The 23,415-nt window shown below is 67.1% G+C and carries 24 protein-coding genes; 17 read left to right on the forward strand and 7 right to left on the reverse strand.

The features are described from left to right. Both ACNQQL_RS22840 and ACNQQL_RS22845 read right to left on the reverse strand, forming a co-directional pair. A partial coding sequence (locus tag ACNQQL_RS22840) for an SH3 domain-containing protein (protein ID WP_347065867.1) occupies nucleotides 1-551 on the reverse strand: 551 nt, incomplete at its 3' end. Between the two features lie 33 nt (nucleotides 552-584). Further along, on the reverse strand, nucleotides 585-1,007 hold the full coding sequence (locus ACNQQL_RS22845; protein WP_347065869.1) for a hypothetical protein: 423 nt from the start codon (nucleotides 1,005-1,007) through the stop codon (nucleotides 585-587). Nucleotides 1,008-1,303: 296 nt separating this feature from the next. Between ACNQQL_RS22845 and ACNQQL_RS22850 the strand changes: the two genes are divergently transcribed. Both ACNQQL_RS22850 and ACNQQL_RS22855 read left to right on the forward strand, forming a co-directional pair. Beyond that, nucleotides 1,304-2,839, forward strand: coding sequence for a sigma-70 family RNA polymerase sigma factor (locus ACNQQL_RS22850; RefSeq protein WP_072436570.1), 1,536 nt, complete (start codon nucleotides 1,304-1,306; stop codon nucleotides 2,837-2,839). Between the two features lie 174 nt (nucleotides 2,840-3,013). Next, entirely contained in the window at nucleotides 3,014-3,895 is an 882-nt protein-coding gene (locus ACNQQL_RS22855) for a helix-hairpin-helix domain-containing protein (protein WP_347065871.1), read from the forward strand. Nucleotides 3,896-3,950: 55 nt separating this feature from the next. Here the strand turns inward: ACNQQL_RS22855 and ACNQQL_RS22860 are convergent, their stop codons facing one another. Together ACNQQL_RS22860 and ACNQQL_RS22865 are read right to left on the reverse strand one after the other, a co-directional pair. Further along, the gene (locus ACNQQL_RS22860; protein WP_347065873.1) at nucleotides 3,951-4,376 is read right to left on the reverse strand and encodes a helix-turn-helix domain-containing protein; all 426 of its coding nucleotides are present in this window, start codon (nucleotides 4,374-4,376) and stop codon (nucleotides 3,951-3,953) included. 118 nt (nucleotides 4,377-4,494) lie between these two features. Continuing rightward, nucleotides 4,495-6,009, reverse strand: a complete 1,515-nt coding sequence (locus ACNQQL_RS22865) for an acetyl-CoA hydrolase/transferase family protein (RefSeq protein WP_072436567.1) — start codon at nucleotides 6,007-6,009, stop codon at nucleotides 4,495-4,497. 660 nt (nucleotides 6,010-6,669) lie between these two features. Between ACNQQL_RS22865 and ACNQQL_RS22870 the strand changes: the two genes are divergently transcribed. The 7 genes from ACNQQL_RS22870 to ACNQQL_RS22900 are packed head-to-tail and all read left to right on the forward strand — an operon-like array spanning nucleotide 6,670 to nucleotide 13,885. Next, nucleotides 6,670-7,350, forward strand: a complete 681-nt coding sequence (locus tag ACNQQL_RS22870; protein ID WP_347065875.1) for a CDP-alcohol phosphatidyltransferase family protein — start codon at nucleotides 6,670-6,672, stop codon at nucleotides 7,348-7,350. Beyond that, complete coding sequence (locus tag ACNQQL_RS22875) at nucleotides 7,347-8,156, forward strand: 2OG-Fe(II) oxygenase (RefSeq protein WP_034179790.1); 810 nt, start codon at nucleotides 7,347-7,349, stop codon at nucleotides 8,154-8,156. Before ACNQQL_RS22870 ends, ACNQQL_RS22875 begins: the two co-directional genes overlap by 4 nt. Continuing rightward, nucleotides 8,153-9,154, forward strand: a complete 1,002-nt coding sequence (locus ACNQQL_RS22880; RefSeq protein WP_105391271.1) for an HpnL family protein — start codon at nucleotides 8,153-8,155, stop codon at nucleotides 9,152-9,154. The genes ACNQQL_RS22875 and ACNQQL_RS22880 overlap by 4 nt, the downstream gene beginning before the upstream one ends. A 36-nt stretch (nucleotides 9,155-9,190) precedes the next feature. Continuing rightward, nucleotides 9,191-9,958 carry a phosphocholine cytidylyltransferase family protein gene (locus ACNQQL_RS22885; protein WP_347065879.1) on the forward strand — a complete coding sequence of 256 codons (768 nt, stop codon included), beginning with the start codon at nucleotides 9,191-9,193 and terminating at the stop codon, nucleotides 9,956-9,958. Continuing rightward, nucleotides 9,955-11,643, forward strand: a complete 1,689-nt coding sequence (gene aepX, locus ACNQQL_RS22890; protein ID WP_347065881.1) for a phosphoenolpyruvate mutase — start codon at nucleotides 9,955-9,957, stop codon at nucleotides 11,641-11,643. Before ACNQQL_RS22885 ends, aepX begins: the two co-directional genes overlap by 4 nt. Beyond that, nucleotides 11,640-12,821, forward strand: a complete 1,182-nt coding sequence (gene aepY / locus ACNQQL_RS22895) for a phosphonopyruvate decarboxylase (RefSeq protein WP_347065883.1) — start codon at nucleotides 11,640-11,642, stop codon at nucleotides 12,819-12,821. The genes aepX and aepY overlap by 4 nt, the downstream gene beginning before the upstream one ends. Then, nucleotides 12,821-13,885, forward strand: a complete 1,065-nt coding sequence (locus ACNQQL_RS22900) for a 2-aminoethylphosphonate aminotransferase (RefSeq protein ID WP_347065885.1) — start codon at nucleotides 12,821-12,823, stop codon at nucleotides 13,883-13,885. The genes aepY and ACNQQL_RS22900 overlap by 1 nt, the downstream gene beginning before the upstream one ends. Before the next feature lie 165 nt (nucleotides 13,886-14,050). Here ACNQQL_RS22900 and ACNQQL_RS22905 read toward each other — a convergent pair whose 3' ends face one another. Then, complete coding sequence (locus ACNQQL_RS22905; RefSeq protein ID WP_347065887.1) at nucleotides 14,051-14,956, reverse strand: LysR family transcriptional regulator; 906 nt, start codon at nucleotides 14,954-14,956, stop codon at nucleotides 14,051-14,053. Nucleotides 14,957-15,051: 95 nt separating this feature from the next. On the opposite strand from ACNQQL_RS22905, the gene ACNQQL_RS22910 reads away from it, so the two are divergent. The 7 genes from ACNQQL_RS22910 (at nucleotide 15,052) to ACNQQL_RS22940 (ending at nucleotide 20,477) form a co-directional block, all read left to right on the forward strand. Next, on the forward strand, nucleotides 15,052-16,002 hold the full coding sequence (locus tag ACNQQL_RS22910) for a 2-dehydropantoate 2-reductase (protein WP_347065986.1): 951 nt from the start codon (nucleotides 15,052-15,054) through the stop codon (nucleotides 16,000-16,002). Continuing rightward, nucleotides 15,999-16,391 (forward strand): VOC family protein, encoded by a 393-nt coding sequence (locus ACNQQL_RS22915; protein ID WP_204422734.1) that lies wholly within the window; start codon nucleotides 15,999-16,001, stop codon nucleotides 16,389-16,391. The genes ACNQQL_RS22910 and ACNQQL_RS22915 overlap by 4 nt, the downstream gene beginning before the upstream one ends. 1 nt (nucleotide 16,392) lies before the next feature. Beyond that, nucleotides 16,393-16,851: a MaoC family dehydratase gene (locus tag ACNQQL_RS22920; RefSeq protein ID WP_072436558.1), complete on the forward strand. Its 459-nt coding sequence runs from the start codon at nucleotides 16,393-16,395 to the stop codon at nucleotides 16,849-16,851. After that, the gene (locus ACNQQL_RS22925) at nucleotides 16,851-18,071 is read left to right on the forward strand and encodes a CoA transferase (protein ID WP_347065890.1); all 1,221 of its coding nucleotides are present in this window, start codon (nucleotides 16,851-16,853) and stop codon (nucleotides 18,069-18,071) included. The genes ACNQQL_RS22920 and ACNQQL_RS22925 overlap by 1 nt, the downstream gene beginning before the upstream one ends. After that, nucleotides 18,071-18,904 (forward strand): shikimate dehydrogenase, encoded by an 834-nt coding sequence (aroE, locus tag ACNQQL_RS22930; RefSeq protein WP_347065988.1) that lies wholly within the window; start codon nucleotides 18,071-18,073, stop codon nucleotides 18,902-18,904. The genes ACNQQL_RS22925 and aroE overlap by 1 nt, the downstream gene beginning before the upstream one ends. A gap of 19 nt (nucleotides 18,905-18,923) precedes the next feature. Next, a complete protein-coding gene (aroQ, locus tag ACNQQL_RS22935) occupies nucleotides 18,924-19,367 on the forward strand; it encodes a type II 3-dehydroquinate dehydratase (protein ID WP_072436556.1) in 444 nt (147 codons plus the stop codon). Between the two features lie 291 nt (nucleotides 19,368-19,658). Next, on the forward strand, nucleotides 19,659-20,477 hold the full coding sequence (locus tag ACNQQL_RS22940; protein WP_347065892.1) for a multidrug ABC transporter ATPase: 819 nt from the start codon (nucleotides 19,659-19,661) through the stop codon (nucleotides 20,475-20,477). A 28-nt stretch (nucleotides 20,478-20,505) separates the two neighbouring features. Here ACNQQL_RS22940 and ACNQQL_RS22945 read toward each other — a convergent pair whose 3' ends face one another. Further along, entirely contained in the window at nucleotides 20,506-21,657 is a 1,152-nt protein-coding gene (locus ACNQQL_RS22945) for an acyltransferase (RefSeq protein WP_347065894.1), read from the reverse strand. Nucleotides 21,658-21,989: 332 nt separating this feature from the next. On the opposite strand from ACNQQL_RS22945, the gene pip reads away from it, so the two are divergent. Beyond that, entirely contained in the window at nucleotides 21,990-22,922 is a 933-nt protein-coding gene (pip, locus tag ACNQQL_RS22950; protein WP_347065896.1) for a prolyl aminopeptidase, read from the forward strand. A 64-nt stretch (nucleotides 22,923-22,986) separates the two neighbouring features. On the opposite strand, the gene ACNQQL_RS22955 is transcribed toward pip, so the two are convergent. Next, nucleotides 22,987-23,259: a hypothetical protein gene (locus ACNQQL_RS22955; protein WP_072436552.1), complete on the reverse strand. Its 273-nt coding sequence runs from the start codon at nucleotides 23,257-23,259 to the stop codon at nucleotides 22,987-22,989. Nucleotides 23,260-23,415 lie beyond the last annotated feature (156 nt).

Raw genomic sequence — 23,415 nt, forward strand, 5'->3', positions numbered from 1 at the left:
GCTCCGTTCCAGCCGCCGCGCGTGGCCGACGGCCGCGCATCATGCGGCCCCGGCGCCGGGCCGCCCGGCTCGGCCTGTATCGGCCCACCCGGCCGCGGACGGCCCTGCCCCGGCGGGAACCCGCCGGGGCCGAGCCGCGGTTCCGCGCGATGCGCCCAGCGATCGCGGTCGTGGTACCACGGGCGGTGCCGATAATAACGATCCCAGTACGCGCCGATCGCGAATCCGGTCACCGGGACCCCGATGATCGCGCCGTATTCGAGCAACGGCACGTAGTTGCCCTGGTACGGATACTCGAGCAACTGCGCATCGATCCAGCCGCGCACGCCCGGCAGCGCGACGTCGCACCACGAGTAGTCGCTCAGGCAGCCGAATACGTCCAGCGCCGTGTCGGGCGGGATCTGCGCGACCACCGGATAATCGGGCGCCGGCCCGGCGTACAGCTCGGCCGGCGAGTTCGTGTAGGCGCTGCTCTGCGCATCGGCGACGCCCGGCGCGGCCGCGAGGCCAAGCAGGACGACGCACAGACTTCGGACAATCGTGTTGCTCATGATGCTCTCCCGCGCGGCCCCGCCGCGCGCCCGTCAGTGCCGATGGCCGCCGCCCCAGTGGCCGCCACCCCAATGCCCGCCGCCCCACGGACGATGCCAGTACCCGCCGCGCCCGCCCCAGTATCCGCCGCCCCAACGGCCCCAGAAGCCGATCGTGACGGGCGGCCCGTACCAGCCCGGATAGTACGCGGGGTAGTAGTACGGATACGGCGGCGGCACATAGGCCGGCGCGACATACACCGGCACCGGCGCAACGACGTCGGCCGGCGTGTCGGGGGCCGGCGAAAGGGCCGCGCCGGGCGCGGCAGGTGCAACCGGGATCTCGCGCTGTGTTACCGTGGCGGGCGCCGGCGCGTAATAAGGCGCATACCCGTACGGGCTCGTGTAGTAGCAGCCGCCGAGCGTCAGCGCGGCCAGCGCGATGATGGCGGGCCTCGCGGCGGGAATCGGGTTCATCTCGTGCTCCGGCATAATCCGCGCGCCGCCGCCGGGCGCGCGCCTGACTCTAGCTTACGTCCCCTGCAGATTTCCGCGGGTATGATCGGTTACTTTTTGTTTCTTGCGCCGGGCGGTCGGGCGGGCATGCCGCATGCTGCCCGTCTGCCGCGCCCGCGTTGAAGTTGGCGCAAATGCCCTCAACTTGAACGATGTCAGGCTGACCGGCGCGGACGGGCGTTCGCGGACACCCGGCAGCCGAGAACCGGCGGACTTCGGCCCGCCCCGACAGGAGCGCGGCTCACGCCGCCATCGACATGACTACGCCACGCCCCACTCCCCGGGCGGACACGCCGCTCGATCCGATCATCCAGTTGCTGGCGCTCGCCGGCGAACAGGGTTATCTGACGCACGCCGACCTCGTCGACGCGCTGCCGCCCGAAAGCGACAGCCCCGACGCGCTGGACGTCGTGCGCGCCGCGCTCGCCGACATCGGCATCGCCGTGCTCGACGAACCGGCCGCGCCTGCGCCGTTCGCCGGCACGGCGCCTGTCGAAGTCGATCGCGACACGCTCGACGAAGGCCGGGCCGTGCTCGGCGACCTCGCACGCGGCACGAGCGCATCGACCGATCCGCTCGCGCTCTACATGCGGCGCATGCAGGCGGTACCGCTGCTCACGCGCGAAGGCGAAATCGTGCTCGCCCGCGAAATCGAGACGGGCCGCCACCAGGTGCTGCACGCGCTCGCCGGCTGTCCGGCCGCGGTCGACGCGCTGCTTGCGCGTCACCGTGCATCGGGTGCCGCCGGCGCGGCCGGATCGCCCGATGACGACGACGGCGACACGCCCATGCCCGCCAGCTACGACGCGCTGCAGGAAGCCGTGTCGGCGCTGCGCGGCGCATTGCTTGCGCATGGCTGCCGTTCGGCCGAATACCGCGACGCGCGCAACCGCGTGGCCGCGCTGCTCGGCACGATCGCGTGGGTCGCGCCGGCCGTCGACGACGCAAGCCGCGTCGTGCGCGCGCTCGCGTCAGCCCCGCACGACGCCGCAGCGGGCGAAGCCGCCCGCTTCGACGCGGTCGCCCGGCGTGCCCTCGCGGCAGCGCTGACCGACGGCCAGCAGAAAGTGCACGACGCGACCCGCGCGATGCTCGAGGCGAACCTGCGGCTCGTGCTGTCGATCGCGCGCAAATATATGAACCGCGGCATTGACCTGTCCGATCTCGTGCAGGACGGCTGCCTCGGCCTGATGCGCGCGATCGAGAAATTCGAATACCGGCGCGGGTTCAAGTTCTCGACGTATGCGACCTGGTGGATCCGTCAGGCGATCGCGCGCGCGGTCGCGGATCGCTCGCGCACGATCCGCGTGCCGGTGCACGTCGGCGACCAGTACCAGCGTGTACGGCGGCATGCGCTGCGCTTTCGCCAGCGCACGGGCCGCCAGGCAACGCCTGCCGAGCTCGCGGCCGAAACCGGGTTCGACGAGGACAAGGTTCGCGCGGTGCTCGCGCTGCCCGCCGAGCCCGTCTCGCTCGACACGCCGCTGCCCGACGCGGACACCGGCCTCGTGGACCTGATCGAGGACCAGGCGTCGGCCAGCCCGTTCGAGCAACTGGCCGACACGCGCATGCGCGAATGCGTGACGTCGCTGCTGCGGTCGGTCACGCCGGCCGAGGCCGACGTGCTGCGCCGGCGGTTCGGCCTCGGCGGCACCGAGCCCGATACGTACGACGCGATCGCGCAGGACGCCGGCATGTCGCGCGAACGCGTGCGGCAGATCGAGAAACGTGCGCTCGCCGCGCTGCGCACGGCCGCCGAGGCCGAGAACGCGCAGTCGTTTCTCGACGCGTAAGCGCGACGCACGGTCGTGCCCACATGCGGCACGACCGTGCGCTTCGCGCCTGTGCTACGTTTGCCATTGACGTGCGTCAAGTGTTGTTCGTCGCGCGTCGCGACAATGGTCAAGAGCCGACCGGCGCATCGCTCGCCGCGTCCATTCCGTTTGCGCTTCCCCGGGTCCCTCGCCATGCAGTCGACCGCCAGCCAAACGTACGAGGAAAACCGGCACATCGCGGCATGCCTGCGCGAGGCCGCGCAGTGGCTCGCCGATCAGGGCGCGAACCCGTACCGGGTCGCTGCGTACCGCGCGTCGGCCGCTACGATCGATGCGCTCGACCGCGACATCCGCACCTTGTTCGACGCCGGTGGCGTCGACGCGCTGGGCGCGCTGCCCGACATCGGCACGGGCGTCGCGCAGGCGATCGCCGAACTGCTGGTGACGGGACGCTGGCGCCAGCTCGACCGGCTGCGCGGCGATACCGAGCGGATATCCGCATTCGAGGCCGTGCCGGGCATCGGCCACGCGCTCGCGCTGCGCATTCAAGACGCGCTGCACATCGACACGCTCGAGGAGCTCGAACGCGCGGCCCGCAACGGCCAGCTCGAAACGATCGCGGGTGTCGGCCCACGGCGCGCGGTCGGCATCCGCACCGCGCTCGACGACGTGCTGAGCCGCCGCCGGCGCTGGCAGGGGCACGTCCAGGACGCCGGCCCCGGCACGGAGCCGCCCGTCGAGCTGCTGCTCTACATCGATCGCCAGTACCGCCACAAGGCCGCCGCCGGCGTGCTGCCGATGCTCGTGCACCGACGCCTGAACGCGGACGACTATGTGCCGCCGCCCGTGATGCACATGACGAAAGGCGGTTGGCATTTCACGGCGCTGTGCCAGCACGCCGCCGCGCGCACGCCGGAATCCGGCCACACGATGGACTGGGTTTCGCTCTACTTCTACGATGCCGTGCAGCGCGAACACCAGCGCACCGTCTTCACCGAAACGTTCGGCTCGCTCGTCGGCAAGCGCATCGTGCGCGGGCGCGAGATGGAGTGCCGCGTGTATTACGCGGGATGAGTCATGCGTCGGCAGCTTCGCTGACGTCGAATGCCGCATCGCGCAGGCCGACCGCTTACGCGCGTTCCGCCTTCGTGCGGCGCGCCGGATGACGATGCGCGGCGATGCGCAGCAGCTTCCGGAACGACGGGCATTCGAGATGGTTCTGCGCCGGACACACGGCCGCATGCCGCAACGCATCGCGCACGGCGCCGAGACGGCGAATCGTGCGATCGAGTTCGTCGGCCTTGCCGTCGAGCTTCGCGCGATCGACCGCGGGCCGGCCGTCCGCGCCAACCATCGCGAGGATGTCGTCGAGCGAAAAACCGGCCTCGCGGCCGAGCGCGATCAGCGCCAGGCGCTCCAGCACCGACTCGTCGTATTGCCGCCGCAGCCCGTGCCGGCCGGTCGGGACGATCAGCCCCTTTTCCTCGTAGTAGCGCAGCGTCGACGCGGGCAACCCCGTGCGCCGCGCAACGTCCGCAATGTCCAGACGGCTCATGCCTGACCTCAAGTGAACTTGAAGCTGCAAGATAGTCGTCCGACTCCGTAAAGACAAGCGTGGACCGCCTTGAAATCCGCATCGAGGCGCTCGTCGCGGCGCTCGGCTTCGCGCCGCGTCAGGCCTTCATCGTCCCGGTCCGCACGTAGCGCTCGTGCCACGACAGCGCTTCGGCGAGCAGGTGCGGCGTGTGCTTGCCGAAGCTTTCGCGCGACGCACGCTCGAAGTAGTCCTCGAGCATCGGCCGGTAATCGGGGTGGGCGCAGGTCGCGATGATCTTGCGCGCGCGCTGCTTCGGCGACAGGCCGCGCAGGTCCGCGAGGCCCTGCTCGGTGACGACCACCGCGACGTCGTGCTCGGTATGGTCGACGTGGCTCGCCATCGGCACGATCCGCGAGATCGCGCCGCCCTTCGCGGTACTCGCCGACATGAAGCACGACAGGTAGCCGTTGCGCGCGAAGTCGCCCGAGCCGCCGATGCCGTTCTGGATCTTCGTGCCCATCACGTGCGTCGAGTTCACGTTGCCGTAGATGTCGGCCTCGATCATCCCGTTCATCGCGATGCAGCCGAGGCGGCGCACGAGTTCCGGATGGTTGCTGATCTCCTGCGGGCGCAGCACGATCTTCTCGCGGAACGTCGCGATCTCGTCTGCGAAGCGCTGCACGGCGGCCGGGCTCAGCGACAGCGCGGTAGCCGACGCGAAGCCCAGCGTGCCGTCGTCGAGCAGGTCGAGCATGGCGTCCTGAATCACTTCGGTGTACGCGGTCAGGTTCGAGAAGCCGGCCGAGCTGAGTTCCGCGAGCACCGCGTTCGTGATGTTGCCGACGCCCGACTGCAGCGGCAGCAGGTTCTCCGGCAGGCGGCCGCGCTTGACTTCGTGGCGCAGGAAGTCGATCAGTTGCAGCGCGATCTGCTTCGACGTCTCGTCCGGCGCGGAGAACGCGTTGCTGCGATCGGGCGCGTCGGTCTCGACGATCGCGACGATCTTGTCGGCCGGGCAGCGCAGGTACGGCTCGCCGATCCGGTCGTCGCTCTTCGTCAGCGGAATCGGCTTGCGATGCGGCGGCAGCGCGGTACCGTAATAGATGTCGTGCATCCCGTCGAGGCCGAGCGGCTGGCGCGAGTTGACCTCGAGGATCACGTGCTTCGCGCGCTCGAGCCACGTCTTGTTGTTGCCGATCGATGCGGACGGAATCAGCAGCCCGTCCTCGCGGATGCCCGCGACTTCGACGATCGCGACGTCGAGATCGCCGTACAGCCCGAACCATGCGTATTGCGCGACGTGGCTCAGGTGGACGTCCTGGTAGTCGACTTCGCCGCTGTTGATCTTGTCGCGCAGCGTCGGGTCGGACTGGTACGGCAGCCGCATCGAGATGCCGTTGGTGCGGGCGAGCGCGCCGTCGAGTTCCGGCGCGGTGGATGCGCCCGTCAGCACGTTGATCCGGAAGTCCTCGCCGCGCGCGTGCGCCGCGTCGATATGGGCGGCAAGCGCGGCCGGCACGGCCTTCGGATAGCCCGACCCGGTGAAGCCGCTCATGGCGACGGTCATGCCGGGACGGATCAGCGCGGCGGCTTCGTCGGCGGTGCGGACGAGCGAACGCAGGGCGGGAGCGAGGATGCGTGATGAAGACATGGCTGGTTTCTGACGCTTTGGTCTGTCGTTGACGTCGCGGGGGGTGTCTCCTGAGCGACATGAAGCCCTTGGGGCCGCAAGGAGCGGCCGGCACCACAGGCACGGTCGGAGTATCGCAGAGGCGACCGCCGCGAAATGTCCGCCGGATGCAAAAGATCCTTGCCGGATTTGCCGGGTATCGAACGACCGTTCTGTGACAGGCGCCCCCCCAATGAACCGGATGCACGCGAAAGGTGCACGAAAGCATCGGGACGAATGACCGGTCGCCGATCGCCCAACCTTTGCGAATCAATCGGCGGATTTCCATTGCAATTTGCCGCCCGTCGATCGGCAATTGTCGATACGTATGCGGCGGCGCGGCCAATTGTCGCCCGATGCACCTTTTCCGAGCCTGACGCATGTCAAGGTCGCACGCTCCGCGCGCCGTCCGCCGGCATGCGCGAAAAGCGCCGCCGCAACGGCCTTCGAGGCCCGTCCGTCCTTGACAGCCGCGCGATGCGAACCACACTGGAATACGGGCCCGGCCGCCGTGTTTGCGCGCCCTTTCGCACGCCCGTTTTTTCGACCGGCCGCGCCCCGCAAGACGCGGTAACACTCGCGTATGTCAGGACATTGATCGAATAAAAAGCAACAAATTACAATTCCGTATATATTTCGCCGATGGACCAAAGAAAAACCGCCACACGATCCGAGCCCCCCCTGCCACGCACCTGGGATGCGCGGCTCGCGCGCTCGCTCGTCCGACCGCTTGTCGATACGCCGGTCACCCCGAATCACCTCACCACCCTTCGTCTGCTGATCGGCCTCGCCGGCGCCTGGTGCCTCGCGCACGGCGGCTTCGGCTGGAGCAACGCAGGCGCGTTCCTGATCGTGCTGTCGAACTTCGTCGACCACACCGACGGCGAGCTCGCGCGCATCAGCGGCAAGTCCAGCAAGATCGGTCACTTTTACGACCTCGCGGCCGATGCGCTCGTGACGATCGCGCTGTTCGTCAGCATGGGCCTCGGCATCGTCGCCCAGGGCGGCCAGATGGCCGCGTCGCCGGTGCTGCTCGGCGCGGTAGCCGGCGCAGCCGTCGCGCTGATCTTCTTCCTGCGCATGCGGATCGAATCGATCGCCGGCAAGGCCGGCACCAAACAGGCATTCGCCGGCGGCTTCGAAACCGAAGACGTGCTGTACCTGCTGCCGATCGTGACGCTCGTCGACGGCGTCGAGCCGTTCCTGCTCGCGGCGTCGATCGGCGCCCCGCTGTTTGCCGCATGGGTCGTGATCGACTGGTGGCGCATCGTCCGGCGCGGCAACCTCCCGCAGAATTCAACCGAAATCCAGGCTTCCAAATGACTCCGAGCACGCGCGACGACTCCGTGCTGAGCCCGGCACGCCCCGCGCCTGCGCGCGCGGCCGCGTCCGACCCCGATCGCACCGTGGCCGACTGCGTCGGCCGTCTCGACCTCGACCGCCTGCGCGGCGACTACACGCGCCAGGGTTCGTTCCTGTACCTCGACGCCTTCCTGCCGGCCGACGCGCACGCGAAGCTCGCGGCCGCCGCCCGCGCGATGCAGGCCGGCCTGAACCGCAATTACCTGCCCGGCCACAAGCAGGGCGGCAGCGTGAGCCGCCACACGATCGACGAGCAGGCGCCGTACATCGCCGAGCTATATCGTTCGAAGGCGCTGATCGGCTTCCTCGAGAAGCTCACGGGCGACAAGCTGATGCTGTCGCCGGACGACGATCCGCACGCGTATGCGCTGTATTACTACACGAAGCCCGGCGACCACATCGGCTGGCACTACGACACGTCGTATTACGACGGCCGCCGCTACACGCTGCTGATCGGCGTGATCGACGAATCGTCGTGCCGGCTCGACTACGAACTGCACACGCGCAACCCGGACGTGCCCGACGAACCGGGCTCCGTGCAGATCGCCGACGGCGGCATCGTGCTGTTCGACGGCGACAAGCTGCGCCACCGCATCACGCCGCTCGGCCAGAACGAGATGCGCGTGTCGCTGACTTTCGAATACGTGACGAACCCCGGCATGCGGCCGTGGAAGCGCTTCATCTCGAACATGAAGGACGCGATCGCGTATTTCGGTTTCCGCCAGGTGTTCAAGCAACTGGCCACGCGGCGCACGGCCGGGTCATGACACGCGCCGGCCTGATCCTGCTGTCCCTCGGGACCGCACTCTTCGTCGCACTCCTTGCATGGCAGGGCGTCGGCGCGGTCGCGTCGACGTTCCTCGCGGCCGGCTGGGGCCTCGCGCTCGTCGCGGCGTTCCACGTCGTACCTCTCGTGATCGACGCGATCGCGATCTCCGTGATGTTCCGCCGCGGCCAGCCGGGCGCCGAGCTCGGCAACGCGCTGCGCGCGCGCTGGGTCGGCGAATCGGTCAACAGCCTGCTGCCCGCCGGGCAGATCGGCGGCCCCGTGCTGATGGTGCGCCACCTCGCGCAGCGCGGCACGCGGATGGCCGACGCGGCGGCCGCCGTCACCGTCGGCACGACGATGCAGGCGCTCGCGCAAATGGCGTTCGCGCTGATCGGCATCGCCGCGTTCAGCCTGTATGCGACGCACGAGTCGGTCGCGCACCTGCGCACGCCCGCGCTGATCGCCACCGGCGTGCTCGGCGCGCTCGCCGCGCTGTTCTACGTGGCGCAGCGGCGCGGGCTGTTCGGCCGCGGCCTGCGCCTCGCGTCGAAGCTGCTGGGCCCGCGCGACTGGTCGTCGCTCGCGACCCGCGCCGACGCGATCGACGACGCGGTCGGTGCGCTGTACCGCGATCGTGCGAGGGTCGCGAAGACCTTCGCATTGAGCCTCGTCGGCTGGATCGTCGGCACCGCGGAAGTGTGGCTCGCGCTGCACTTCCTCGGGCACCCGGTGAGCTGGCTCGACGCGCTGCTGCTCGAAAGCGTCGGCCAGGCGATCCGCGGCGCGGCCTTCGCGATCCCGGGCTCGCTCGGCGCGCAGGAAGGCGGCTACCTGCTGCTCGCGCCGCTGGTCGGACTGCCGCCCGACGCGGCGCTCGCGCTGTCGCTCGCGAAGCGCGCGCGCGAACTCGCGCTCGGCCTGCCCGGCCTGCTCTATCTGCATTTCAGTGAAAGAAACTGGCAGCGGCGCCGTGCGCCGCAGCCGCTCGCCGACTGATCGTTCAGATCCGCCGGCTTTTTGGTTGGAGAACCCATGCGAGCCATCATTCTTGCGGCAGGCCTCGGCTTGCGCCTGCAACAACCGCCCGAGGCGCAGTTCCCGAAGTGCCTGCTGCGCTTCGACGACGTTTCTCTGCTCGAGCGCCATCTGCGTGTGCTCGATGCAGCGGGCATCGACGAGATCGTGCTCGGGCTCGGCTTCCAGGCCGGGAAGGTCGAGCAGGAATTGAAGCGCCTCGGCCGCCAGGCCGAGATCGTGCTGAACGAGCGCTACGACCTCGGCAGCGTGCTGACCGTGCATACCGTCGCCGATGCGATGACGCGCGGCGGCGACGTGCTGCTGATGGACGCCGACGTGCTGTATGACGAGAACATCCTGCACGCGCTGGTGGCCGATCCCGACAAGGCGGTCGATCGCCTGCTGATCGATCGCGACTTCGAGGCCGGCGACGAACCCGTCAAGCTGTGCGTGAAGAACGGCGTGCCGGTCGAGCTGCGCAAGCAGCTCGCGGTCGACCTCGACTACGACACGATCGGCGAATCGGTCGGCTTCTTCCGCTTCACCGAAGGCACCGCGCGCCGCCTCGCGGCGATCATCGCGGGTTACGTCGACAGCGGCCGCTCGAACATGCCGCACGAAGAAGCCGTGCGCGACCTGCTGCTCGAAGGCGGCCATTCGTTCGACGTCGCCGACGTCACCGGCTCGCCGTGGATCGAGATCGACTTCCCGAACGACGTTGCACGCGCCACCCAAGAAATCCTTCCCCTGATTCAACGCACCACCGCAGGAGCCGCACGATGAACGCACGCGAACCCAACTTCACCGAATCGCGCAGCGCGCGCCTGCGCCGCATGCTCGTCAGCAGCGACCTCGAATTCCTGATGGAAGCGCACAACGGCCTGTCCGCGCGGATCGTCCGCGAGGCCGGCTTCAAGGGGATCTGGGCATCGGGCCTCGCGATCTCCGCGCAGTTCGGCGTGCGCGACAACAACGAGGCCAGCTGGACGCAGGTCGTCGACGTGCTCGAATTCATGGCCGACGCGAGCGACCTGCCGATCCTGCTCGACGGCGATACCGGCTACGGCAACTTCAACAACGTGCGCCGCCTCGTGAGAAAGCTCGAACAGCGCGGCATCGCCGGCGTCTGCATCGAGGACAAGCAGTTCCCGAAAACGAACAGCTTCATCGACGGCGAACGCCAGCCGCTCGCCGAGATCGATGAGTTCTGCGGCAAGATCAAGGCCGGCAAGGATTCGCAGACCGATCCGGACTTCTCGATCGTCGCGCGCGTCGAGGCCCTGATCGCGGGCTGGGGGATGGACGAGGCACTGCGCCGCGCGAACGCGTATGCGGAAGCCGGCGCCGACGCGATCCTGATCCACAGCAAGCTGTCGCGCCCGGACGAGATCCTGCAGTTCGCGCGCGAATGGAGCGGCAAGGCGCCGCTCGTGATCGTGCCGACCAAGTACTACAGCACGCCGACCGACGTGTTCCGCCAGGCCGGCATCAGCACCGTGATCTGGGCGAACCACCTGATCCGCGCATCGGCTTCCGCGATGCAGGCCGTCGCACGCGAGATCCACGAGAACGAAACGCTGATCAACGTCGAAGACCGCGTCGCGTCGGTCAACGAGATCTTCCGCCTGCAGGACGCCGACGAATATTCGGCGGCCGAGCGCATCTACCTGTCGTCGTCGTCGCGCGCGTCGAATGCGGCGGTCGTGCTCGCCGCGAGCCGCGGCAAGGGGCTCGAAGCCGTCACCGAAGACAAACCCAAGGTCATGCTGCCGGTCGCCGGCAAGCCGCTGCTGCGCTGGCTCGTCGACGGCTTCAAGAAGCAAGGCGTCAACGACATCACCGTGGTCGGCGGCTATCGCGCCGACGCGATCGACACGTCGGGCATCAAGCTCGTCGTCAACGAGCGCCATGCGCAGACGGGCGAACTCGCGTCGCTCGCATGCGCGGCGGAACGCCTGACGGGCGACACCGTGATCTCGTACGGCGACCTGCTGTTCCGCAGCTACATCCTGCGCGACCTCGCGGAGAGCGAGGCCGAATTCAGCGTCGTCGTCGATTCGTCGCTGACGGAGCCGACCAACCAGAGCGTGCGCGACTTCGCGCTCTGCTCGGCTGCGGACGATCGCGGCCTGTTCGGCCAGAAGACGTATCTGCAACGTGTATCGAGCGACGTCGCCACAGGCACGCCGCATGGCCGCTGGATCGGCCTGCTGAACGTGCGCGGCGCCGGCGTCGATCGCCTGAAGGCGATGCTCTCGACGCTGCAGGCGCGCGACGATTTCGACACGCTCGACATCCCGATGCTCCTCAACGAACTGATCGCCGCCGGCGAGAAGATCGAGGTGCAGTACGTGCACGGCCACTGGCGCGGCGTCAACGATCTCGAAGACTTCCGCCGCGCGGGCGACTTCGCGCACGGCCAGACGCCGCTGTCCGAACCGGGCGCCGGCAACGGGGGCGCGCAATGATCGAAGCGGCCCAGTTCGTCGAGGCCGCGCGCGAACGCGGCTTCGACTGGTACGCGGGCGTGCCCTGCTCGTACCTGACGCCGTTCATCAACTACGTGCTGCAGGACCCGACGCTGCACTACGTGTCGGCCGCGAACGAAGGCGACGCGGTCGCGCTGATCGCGGGCGCGACGCTCGGCGGCAAGCGCGGAATCTCGATGATGCAGAACTCGGGGCTCGGCAACGCGGTGAGCCCGCTGACGTCGCTGACCTGGACGTTCCGCCTGCCGCAACTGCTGATCGTCACGTGGCGCGGCCAGCCGGGCGTCGCCGACGAGCCGCAGCACGCGCTGATGGGCCCGATCACGCCCGCGATGCTCGACACGATGGAGATCCCGTGGGAAACGTTCCCGACCGACCCCGAACAGGTCGGCCCGGCGCTCGACCGCGCGATCGCGCACATGGACGCGACGGGCCGCCCGTACGCGCTCGTGATGCAGAAAGGCAGCGTCGCGCCGTATGAACTGAAGGCGAACCCGGCAGCACAGCCGCGCGCGCATGTCGCCGCGCAATCGGCGTCGCGCGCCGTGTCGGCCGACGCATGGCCGACCCGTCACGACGCGCTGCAGCGCGTGATCGCGCACACGCCGGTCGATTCGACCGTCGTGCTCGCGTCGACCGGTTTCTGCGGCCGCGAACTCTACGCCATCGACGATCGCCCGAACCAGCTGTACATGGTCGGCTCGATGGGCTGCGTGACGCCGCTCGCGCTCGGCCTCGCGCTCGCGCGCCCCGACCTGCGCGTGGTGGCCGTCGACGGCGACGGCGCCGCGCTGATGCGGATGGGCGTGTTCGCGACGCTCGGCACCTACGGCCCGGCCAACCTCACGCACGTGCTGCTCGACAACGGCGCGCACGAATCGACGGGCGGCCAGGCAACCGTGTCGCGGCATGTGTCGTTCGCGGGCGTCGCGGCCGCATGCGGCTATGCGTCGGCGGTCGAAGGCGACACGCTCGACGTGCTCGATGCAACGCTGGCCGCGCCGGGCGACGGGGCACAGTTCGTGCGCGTTGCGATCCGCACGGGCGTGCCCGACGGCCTGCCCCGCCCGACCGTCACACCGGTCGAGGTCAAGACCCGTCTGATGCGGCACATCGGCGCCGCGCAGGCCGAAGCCCACGCTGAAGGAGCCCTTTGATGCTGCTGCTGAACCCCGGGCCGGTAACGCTGACCGAACGCGTGCGCCGCAGCCTGCTGCAACCCGACCTGTGCCACCGCGAAAGCGAATTCTTCGATCTGCAGGACGAAGCGCGCGCGCGCCTCGTCGCCGCCTACGAACTCGATCCGGCCGAATGGGCGGCCGTGCTGATGACGGGCTCGGGCACGGCCGCCGTCGAGAGCATGATCGCGGCGCTCGTGCCGCAGGACGGCAAGCTGCTCGTGATCGAGAACGGCGTGTACGGCGAGCGGATCGCGCAGATCGCGACGCAGTACGGGATCGCGCACGACGTGCTGAAGCATGAATGGATGCAGGCGCCCGATCTCGCGCAGATCGCCGCGCGCCTCGACGCGGGCGGCTACTCGCACGTCGCGGTGATCCATCACGAAACGACGACGGGCCGCCTGAACGACCTCGGCGCGATCGCCGAAGTCTGCCGTTCGCGCGGCGTGAGGCTGCTCGTCGACGGCGTCAGCAGCTTCGGCGCGGAAGCGATCGACTTCGCCGGCGGCGACATCGACGCGGTTGCCGCGACCGCGAACAAGTGCCTGCACGGCGTGCCGGGCGCGGCATTCGTGATCGTGCGCCGCAGCGCGCTCGCGAAGGCGGCGAGCCGCACGTACTACCTCGACCTCGGCCGTCTCGCGAAGCTGCAGGACCAGCGCAACACGCCGTTCACGCCGTCCGTGCACGCGTATTACGCGCTCGTCGAGGCGCTGCGCGAATTCGACGAAGCCGGCGGCTGGCGCGCGCGCCATGCGCGTTACAAGGCGCTCGCCGACCGGGCACAGGCCGGCCTCGCCGTGCGCGGAATGCCGCTGGTGCTGCCGGAAGGTGCGTCGTCGGTCGTGCTGCGCGCGTACCGGTTGCCGCAGGGCGTCACGTACGAGACGCTGCACGACGGCCTGAAGGCTCGCGGCTTCGTGATTTATGCGGGGCAAGGCGGGCTGTCGAAGGAGCTGTTCCGCATCTCGACGATGGGCGCGATCGAAGCGGCCGATGTCGACCGGTTGCTGGATGGTTTTACCGAGTTGACGCGGTAAGCGGCTGCTGCTTCGTCGACGAGAGGCCCGTGAGGGCCTTTTTTTGTTCGCGGATTTCCGTGGATGTCGCTTAGCCACCCTCCGCGGCCATTCGATGCTACGTCAACTGAACGGCTGTTCCCGGGGATAGAACTGACGATCAGATGGTCGACGTCGCGTGAAACGTCAGCGCAGACTGCTGAAAAGCTGAGCGACCAGATCGCGCAGCCAGCGATTTCCCGCTTCGTGGTGATAGCGGGCGTGCCAGTGCTGCCGCACCGCAAATCCCGCCACCGGTATCGGACACGGATGCACCGACAGGTCATTCACCTTCGCCAGCGTCTCGCCGATATGCCGCGGCAGCGTGGCAATCAGGTCGGTGCTCTTGATGATGGCCCCGAGCCCGAGAAAACCCGGTAGCTCGAGTACGACGTCCCGCTCAACGTGTTCGCGCACAAGCGCCTGCTCCAGCAGTTGCGCCCCGGTCCCTGCCGAGATGGCGACATGGCCTTCCGCGCGGTACTGCTTGAGCCCGAGCTTTCCGCGCCCGCGCGGATGATGCTTATTCATCAGACATACCCAGTCCTGGGTGTACAACTGCTGCTGGTAAATGCCGCCGCCGAGCCAGGGCACGTGACCGATCGCAAGGTCTGCCTCACCCGATTCCAGCGCGCGTTCGGTATTGCCGTCGATTCCGGCCACTTCGAGACGGATCCCCGGCGCCTGCGCGCGCACGTGCGCCAGCATGCGCGGAAGAAGCGTGATGTGGCTCGCGTCGGTCATGCAGATGCGGAACCGCCGCTTTGCGGTGGTGGGATCGAATGCGATCTCCCACGCAGCGAAGCGCCGCAGCGATTCGAGAATCTCCCGGCACGGACCGATCAGCGCATCGGCTTGCGGCGTCGGCGCCATGCCGCCAGGCGTACGTATGAACAGCGGGTCTTGCAGATGCTCCCGCAAACGCCCGAGCCAGATGCTGACCGTCGGCTGACTCTGTCCGAGCTGCTCCGCGACGCGCGTGACGCTGCGGACATCGTAGAGAAGATCGAAGAGCTGCAGCAGCTTCAGATCGGGGAGTTCTGCCGGGTTCATAGCAATATTGTCTGGCGCAATGACGTCATTGTATCCATTGCATTGCGGACATGAGTGCCGAATCGTATCTTGGTCTCCAGATCAAGGAGACGGCAGTGAAGATTGCGATTTTAGGTGCGGGTGCTCTGGGCTGTGCCATCGGCGCGGCGCTGACCGAAGGCGGTAACGAAGTCTGGTTGCTGAACCGCTCGGTGGCACATGTGGAGGCCATGCGGCGCGATGGTCTGTGCGTGGACGACGCGAATGGCTCGCGTCGTGTGAAGGTAAACGCGACGACGCGTGCCGACGAAGCCGGCGCCGCCGATCTGGTGGTCGTGCTGGTCAAGTCATTTCATACCGACGCAGCGATGCGCGGCGCGCTGGACCTGATCGGACCCGACACGCTGGTCCTGTCGCTGCAGAATGGCCTTGGGCACGAAGATGTGCTCGCCGACATCGTCGGCCGCGAGCGCGTACTGGCCGGCAAGACGTACGTCGGCGGCGTGATGCGCAATCCCGGGCACATCGAGTCAGGCGTCGCTGGCAAGACGACCTATATCGGCGAACTCGATGGCCGGATAACCTCCCGCGTGACGGCGATCGCCGAAACCTTCAATGCCGCCGGACTGGCCACCACCGTCAGCGACAACATCGTCGGCACGATGTGGGACAAGCTGCTGGTCAATGTCGCAACCGGCGCGCTGACGGGCACCACGGGCCTGACCTACGGCCAGCTTTACGACGAACCGCTTCTGAAAGCGGCCGCGCTCGCGGCGGTCGCCGAAGCGATCGCGGTCGCCCACGCCGCTGATGTAACGCTCTCGACAACCGATCCTGAACGCCCGTGGAACCTGGCAGGCGAAGGACTTTCGTCAGCCTTCAAGACCTCGATGCTGCAAAGCCTCGAAAAAGGCTCCATCACCGAAATCGACTTTATCAACGGCGCGATCGTGCGCTGGGGACAACGGCACGGCGTGCCGACGCCCGTCAACGCGACACTGGTCGCGTGCATCAAGGGCATCGAGCGCGCCATGGCCGACCGACAACACAGGGAGACAACCGCATGAACGGCAGCAAGGCTTATCTGGAGCATGTCGCCATCTGGGTGAAGGACATCCACTGGCACATCCGCTTTTTCGAAGACGTTCTCGGCATGACGATGCGCGAGGTCGACGGCACCGTCGATGAACCGCGACAGTACTGGACGCTCGGCGGATTGCAGTTCATCCATAACCCCCAGCATGACGCGCCTGAAGGTCGCCTCGGGCACCTGGGCGTGATGTGTGAAGACTTGGAGGCCGCGCTGGCTGCCGCGCAAAAGTATGACGTCAGCGAAATGCCGCAGGGACGCAACTGGTTGCGCCTCCCGGACGGCCTCGCCGTCGAACTGATCCAGGCAAAGCCCGCATCGTGCGTGGCGCGGGCACTGGACATCAATCCACGCTCGGAGGTTTGAGATGACGATCGTCGATAAATATTGGGACGATGCCCGCGAGGGCGACGAGTGCGTGAGCCCGAACTACACGGTAACGAAGGAACGCATTCTGGCCTATGCAGACCTGACAGGCGATCACACACCGGTTCATGTGGACGAGGAATACGCGAACGCGAGCCACTTCGGTTCGATCGTTGCACACGGTCTGTTTGGCCTGTCTATCGCCGATGGGCTCAAGACCCAGAGCGACTACCGCTTCCTGCCGGGTATGTCGCTCGGCTGGACGTGGGACTTCAACTTGCCCATCAAGGTCAACGACGTGCTGCACGTCAGGTTCCGCGTCGGCACGATGCGCGCGAGCAAGAGCCGTCCCGACTGGGGCATCGTCGTGCTGCCGTCGGAGCTGATCAATCAGGACGGCCACGTCGTCCAGCATGGCGAGCATCGTCTGATGGTACCGCGCCGACCGGGAGCATTCTGATGCAAGCACGTCCTCTCGAAGGTATTCGCGTCGTCGACTACAGCCATTTTCTGGCCGGTCCGTATGTCGGGCGTTGTCTCGCGGCGCTCGGCGCCGAAGTCATCAAGGTCGAGCGTCCCGGTAGCGGCGATGCGGGTCGTCAGCACGCCACGGTGCTCGACGACGAACAGAGCGGCTATTTTCTGCAGCTCAACATGGGCAAGCGTGGAGTCAGCGTCAACATGCGCGACCCGCGTGGGAAGGAGTTCATGCAGCGGCTGTGCGATTCGGCGGATGTGTTCATCGAGAACTATCGGCCGGGTGCGCTGAACAAACTCGGGCTTGGTTATGACGAACTGTCCGCGCGCAATCCGAAACTGGTCTACTGCTCAATTTCGGCCTACGGCCATACGGGACCTGATGCGCATCGCGCCGGTTTCGGTCTGATTGCCGAAGCGAAGAGCGGCATCATGCAGATGATCGGCACTCCCGGCGAGCCGCCCCCGCTGATGCGCATTTCGCTCGGCGACATGTACACCGGTATTCACGCGGTGGCGGCGATCAATGCCGCGCTGCTCGGTCGCGTAAAGAGCGGCCGCGGCCAGCACATCGACATGGCGCTGTACGACACGCTGGTGTCGATGCACGAGTACGCCGTGCAGTGCTACACGATGCAAGGCACCGTGCCCGAGCAGACCGGTCACGACATGCCCACGTCGACACTCTATGGCGTGTTTCGTGCCGCCGACGGCGACCTCGTAATCGCGGCCCAGGTGGACGACGCGTGGAAGCGCTTCGCCGCCCTGATCGAGTCGCATGAAGGACCGGCCGGTTTCGGCACTGACACGCGCTATCACACCCTCGCGGGACGCAACGCGAACCGGTTGGACATTCTGTCCGTCGTGAAGCCCTGGGTGGCAAGCCGACAGGTCGCGCAGGTGCTTGAGCTGTTGGATGGCATCGATGTGCCTTGTGCGAAGGTGCAGCGCATTGACGAAGTGCTTGTCGATCCGCAGATCGTGGCGCGCGGCATGGTGGTCGAGCAGGAGCACCCGCGCTACGGCAAGTTGCGCCTGCCGAACCTGCCGTTCCGTTTCTCCGACTGCGACACGACGATCCGCGAGGTCGCTCCCGATCTCGGTCAGCACAACGTCGAAGTGGCGCAATCGCTGGGTTTCGGCGCTGCCGAGATCGACGCGATGCAGACTGAAGGTGTGCTGTATTCAAAAGCGAGGCCATGATGACTGACCAGTACGCGGTGATCGGCAACCCGATCGGCCATACGAAATCCCCGCTGATCCACGGTCTCTTCGCGCAGGAGACACGGCAGGACATGTCTTATACGGCAATTGAAGGACCGTTGGAGCCGCAGGACGCGTTCGCCGCGACCGTGCGCACGTTCATCGCAGCGGGCGGCAAAGGCATGAACGTGACCGCGCCGTTCAAGCTGAAGGCGTTCGCGATGGCCGACGAACGCAGCGAACGCGCGGCACTGGCCGGTGCCGCCAATGCGCTGAGCTTCAGCGACGGCCGGATCGTCGCCGAGAATTTTGACGGTGTTGGTCTGGTGCGCGACATCGAGGTCAACCTGAACCTGCCGATGGCCGGCAGGCGCGTGCTGATCCTCGGCGCCGGTGGGGCGGTGCGTGGTGCATTGCTGCCATTCCTTGCCGCGCGACCGGCTGAACTGGTCGTCGCCAACCGGGACATTGCCAAGGTTCGGGCGCTGGTCGAACAAGTCGCCACGAGCGGTCCGCTGGCCGCTTGCGGGTACGGCGACCTCGAGGCGATGGGACAGTTCGACCTGGTGGTCAACGCGACGTCGGCCAGCCTTACCGGCGATCTGCCTCCTGTCCCACCGAGCGTTTTCAGTCCTTCAGGCGCGGCTTACGAACTCGCCTATGGCAAGCGATTGACGCCCTTCCTGAGACTCGCGCGCAATGCGGGCGTGCTGGGTGTCGCGGACGGTGTCGGCATGCTGGTGGAGCAGGCGGCGGAAGCATTCGACTGGTGGCGAGGCGTGCGGCCCCAGACCCGTGCCGTGATCGACCGGCTCACGGTGCCGCTGGATTGAAAGTGCAACGGAGTGGCGAATGAAAAAGGTCCTGATGCTTCACGGTATCAACCACAATATGTTTGGCAAGCGCGACCCGGTGCAGTACGGAACGATCACTCTGGCCGAAATCGATGCCCGGCTGCAGGCTCTCGGCGCCGAGCTTGGCGTGCAGGTGGAATCATTTCAGACGAACAGTGAAGGGGCAATGTGCGAGCGCATTCACCGAGCCTTCGAGGAGCGCTGTGACGCCGTGCTGATCAACGCCGGGGCGTGGACACACTACAGCTACGGCATACGCGATGCGCTGGCTATTCTCGTCTGCCCGGTTGTGGAATTGCACATGTCCAACATTCACGCCCGGGAACCGTTCCGACATCACTCGGTATTCGCCGAGATCGTCGATGGGCAAATCTGCGGCTTTGGGGTCGAGAGCTATCTGCTCGCCTTGCGAGCCGCAGTTGCTCAGAGCAAACACAAGTGAAGCAATCGGCAATCTGGCTCCGAACCAGAGTCGGGATCAGCATGAAATGGCGTTGGTGCGGCTTTCTCCAGCGCTCTTTTGTTTGACTGCGTCCTGGCCTGCCACGAATCGGCTGCCTTTCGCGACTCAGAGGTATAAATACGGCGGCGGTAGGCTCGAACGGCCGCTTTCGGAGCGGCCGTTCGATTGTCTACGGTTGATTTCAGGCGGATGACCGGAGTTGGCCGAAAACCGACTCCCTACCCCGCGCTCCCAGGAAATCTGCGAAGAACCCGTTTTCCCATCGAGACCATGAAAATCCGTCGCTTCGTTCCTTTGCTGGCGCTTGCCGCCGCTCCCACCGCTCACGCCACCGACAGCCAGCCTTGCGGCGACGATACCGTCACGGCTGTCGCCCGCTGGGCCGGCATCGCCAGCGCACGCATCGCCACGCGCGACACGAACCGGCTCGTCGTCGCGTCGGCGTGCAAGGCCATGCCGAACGCGCCGGGCACGACGATCGCGGCCGTCGCGTTCGATTCGCTTCCGAAAAGCAAGAACCCGGACGACAGCGCCAAGTTGCAGGTCGTCGCGCTGGTCGAGGGCGGCAAGGTCGTGGCGGCCGAGCGGGCAGTGGTCCAGGAAGATGCGGCAACGGAGATCGACGAGAACAGCTATCGCATCGACACGGCGCCGTACAGGCTGTCGCCCAACGTGCGTGCGTTCGGGGTCGTGTTCAAGAGCAGTGCGCGCGGGCCGAGTTGTGCAGACGCCTACCCCGAGAACGAACTGACGCTCTGGATTCACGACGGCGCCCGCATCCGCCCCGTATTCGGTACCAATCTCAACGGCTGGGTCGCTGTCACCGGCCCCGTGTGCGCCCCCGATACCCGCGACCTGCGTAGCGAGTCCGCACGGATGACTATTGCCGTCGAAAAGACATCGCACAATGGTTTCGCGGATCTATCGATTACGGCGCACGTCACCAATATGGAAAGCGACGACGACAAAGACTCAGCCACCGGGAAACGTACCGTGCGCACGATCGTCAAATACGACGGCAAGTCGTACGGAATCGATATGTTCCGCGACTTCTGGTACTCCCCCGCCTCGATGAAGCGCTTCAAGTAACGCCGAGGCGAATCGCCGCCCCACCCGCCTACTCCACCACCTTCGCCCGGATCGCGTCGGTCGCCACCGGCCTCAGCAACGCGTCATCACGCACACGTCGCGCCTCGCGCGCCGTATACCGATCCTTCAACCTCAGGAACGGCTTCTCGACGAGAAAATAACTGGCCGTCGCGGCCAGCAGCGCCCACACGATGCCAAGCGGAAACGCATGCGCGACCGGCAGGGCCGGGTTCGCGAACGGCTGCTGCCACAGATAAAGGCTGAACGAGATCGTGCCGACGAACACGACCGGCCGCGCGCGCAGCCAGCGCGCACACCAGAACTCGCCGCGGAAATTCAGCACGACGATCACGATCGCGATCAGCGCGGCTTCGAGCGTCACGCCGTACGTCGCGTTCCAGAAGCCGCCGAGCCGATGTTCGGCGAGCGGCATGCCGAGCAGCACGATGAAGACAATCGCCGTCACGATCCGAGTCTCGCCGCGCCATGAGCGGATCCACGCTTCGAGCCGTTCGCCGTTGAGCGCCGCATAGCAGCCGATCAGGATCGAATCGACGCCCGTGTGGAGCATCATCGCGAGTTGCCCGCGCAGCGTCGGTGCAGCGAAATACGTGACGGTGCGCACCAGCGGCACGATCAGGATCAGCGCGGCCAGCCAGCGCGTGCCGCCGCGGCGGGCGCCGTACACGAACAGCAGCGGCCAGAACCAGTAGAACTGCTCCTCGAGCGCGAGCGACCAGAAATGGCCGAGATACCACGCGCCGTCCGGATGCAGCGCGTTGTCGCCGGTCAGCCCGAACCACGCCGAGTAATTCCACAGGTGCAGCGCGGCATACAGCCACTGCCGGCGATCGACGTCGAACCAGCCGGCGAAGGCCACGATCGCGACCGCCGCGAGATAGACATAGCAGGCCGGCCAGATCCGCAGCGCGCGGCGCACGTAGAACGACGTCAGCGCGATGCCGCCCGTGCGCGCGAACTCGGCGCGCAGCACGTTGGTGATCAGGAAGCCGCTGAGGACGAAGAAGATCAGCACGCCGAGCCGGCCGTCGGCGATCAGCCGCAACGGCGCGTACCAGCCCGTGTAGCCGCCCGGCAGCATGTGCTGGGCATGGCCGACGACAACCATCGTCACCGCGACGGCGCGCAACCCGGTCAACTGCGTGACGCGATGGTTCATCGGCTGGTTCCCGTTGGCACGGTAAAGGAGCAGGAGATAGGCCGGTGCCCCGATTCGGCGGCACCGATATGCCGCCGGGATTTTGTATGAAAAATATCGGAATGAAATTGCTTCAAAAATCCCGGGGCGGGCACCGGCGACGGCGCACACCCTGACGAGCCGACGTCCGCGGCGGCGAATGGGCATAATGACAAGCCTTGTCCGGCGGCGGCCGGTCCGATGCCCACGCAACGAGTTTTTTGCGGCGCCGCAATATCCACCGTGCCGTGCCCCGCCCGCACACCGGCCCGCGCCTCGTCCGCCTCCTGTCGACCCTCACCCGGAGCCTGCCTGTGTACCCACCGATCGAACCCTACGCCCACGGCCACCTCGACACCGGCGACGGCCATCGCATCTACTGGGAGCGCTGCGGCAACCCGGCCGGCAAGCCCGCCGTGTTCCTGCACGGCGGCCCCGGCGCGGGCTGCAGCCCCGACCATCGCCGCCTGTTCGACCCGGAGCGCTACGACATCCTGCTGTTCGACCAGCGCGGCTGCGGGCGCTCGACGCCGCATGCGAGCCTCGAGAACAACACGACGTGGCATCTGGTCGCCGACATCGAACGCCTGCGCGAGATGGTCGGCGCCGAGCAATGGCTCGTATTCGGCGGCTCGTGGGGCAGCGCGCTGTCGCTCGCGTACGCGGAAACGCATCCCGAACGCGTGAGCGCGCTGATCGTGCGCGGCATCTTCACGATGCGTCGCGCGGAATTGCTGTGGTACTACCAGGAAGGCGCGTCGTGGCTGTTCCCCGACCTGTGGGAAGCGTTCCTTGCACCGATTCCGGAAGCCGAGCGCGGCGACCTGATGGCCGCCTACCATCGCCGGCTGACCGGCGACGACGAAGCCGCGAAACTCGAAGCCGCGCGCGCATGGAGCATCTGGGAAGGCCGCACGATCACGCTGCTGCCCGATCCCGCGCTCGCCGCGCACTTCGCGGACGGCCACTACGCGCTCGCGTTCGCGCGGATCGAAAACCACTACTTCGTCAACAAGGGCTTCGTCGAAGAAGGCCAGTTGCTGCGCGACGCGCATCGCCTCGCCGGCATTCCGGGCGTGATCGTACAAGGCCGCTACGACATCGCGACGCCCGCACGCACCGCATGGGATCTGTCGAAGGCGTGGCCGGACGCGACGTTCGAGATCGTGCCCGGCGCCGGGCACGCGTACAACGAGCCGGGGATCCTGCAGGCGCTGCTCGCGGCAACGGACCGGTTCGCCGATTAATCAACACGACACACGCAACGCGGCGCGTGCGGCCATGCCTGCCGGCACGCGCCGCGCCGCCCGATCAAAGTACGGTTTCGACGATGGTCCTGCCGCTGATCGCCCGCTCGACGAGCTGTTCGTCGCCGACCTTGCGGATCGCGTCGTCGAGCAGCCCTTCCGGTTCTTCGGTCGCCACCTTCAACAGGCCCGACAGGCCCCGCGCGTCGAGCACCACCAGCGTCTCCATCGAATCCGCGCGGCTCACGAGCACGCGGCGCAACGCCGGCCCCGCGCCGAAGCTCGCGCAGAGCGCAATCGTCTCGCTGCCGAGCGTGTAGTCGAAGTTCTTGATCATGATCTGCCGCCGTTGCTGGGGAATGGCGAGGCGCGACGGCGCGGCGCCGTGACGTCGACGCACCCGCGCGTGCCGCCGGTGCCGGACCGAGGCTCGATCCGTTCGCCGGCAGGATCATGCTAGGCGTGCAGAATTAACGAAGACTTAAACGGCGAA

It is taken from the genome of Burkholderia sp. LFS061 (assembly GCF_047978125.1).
GTDB classification, from domain to species: Bacteria; Pseudomonadota; Gammaproteobacteria; order Burkholderiales; family Burkholderiaceae; genus Burkholderia; species Burkholderia pyrrocinia_C.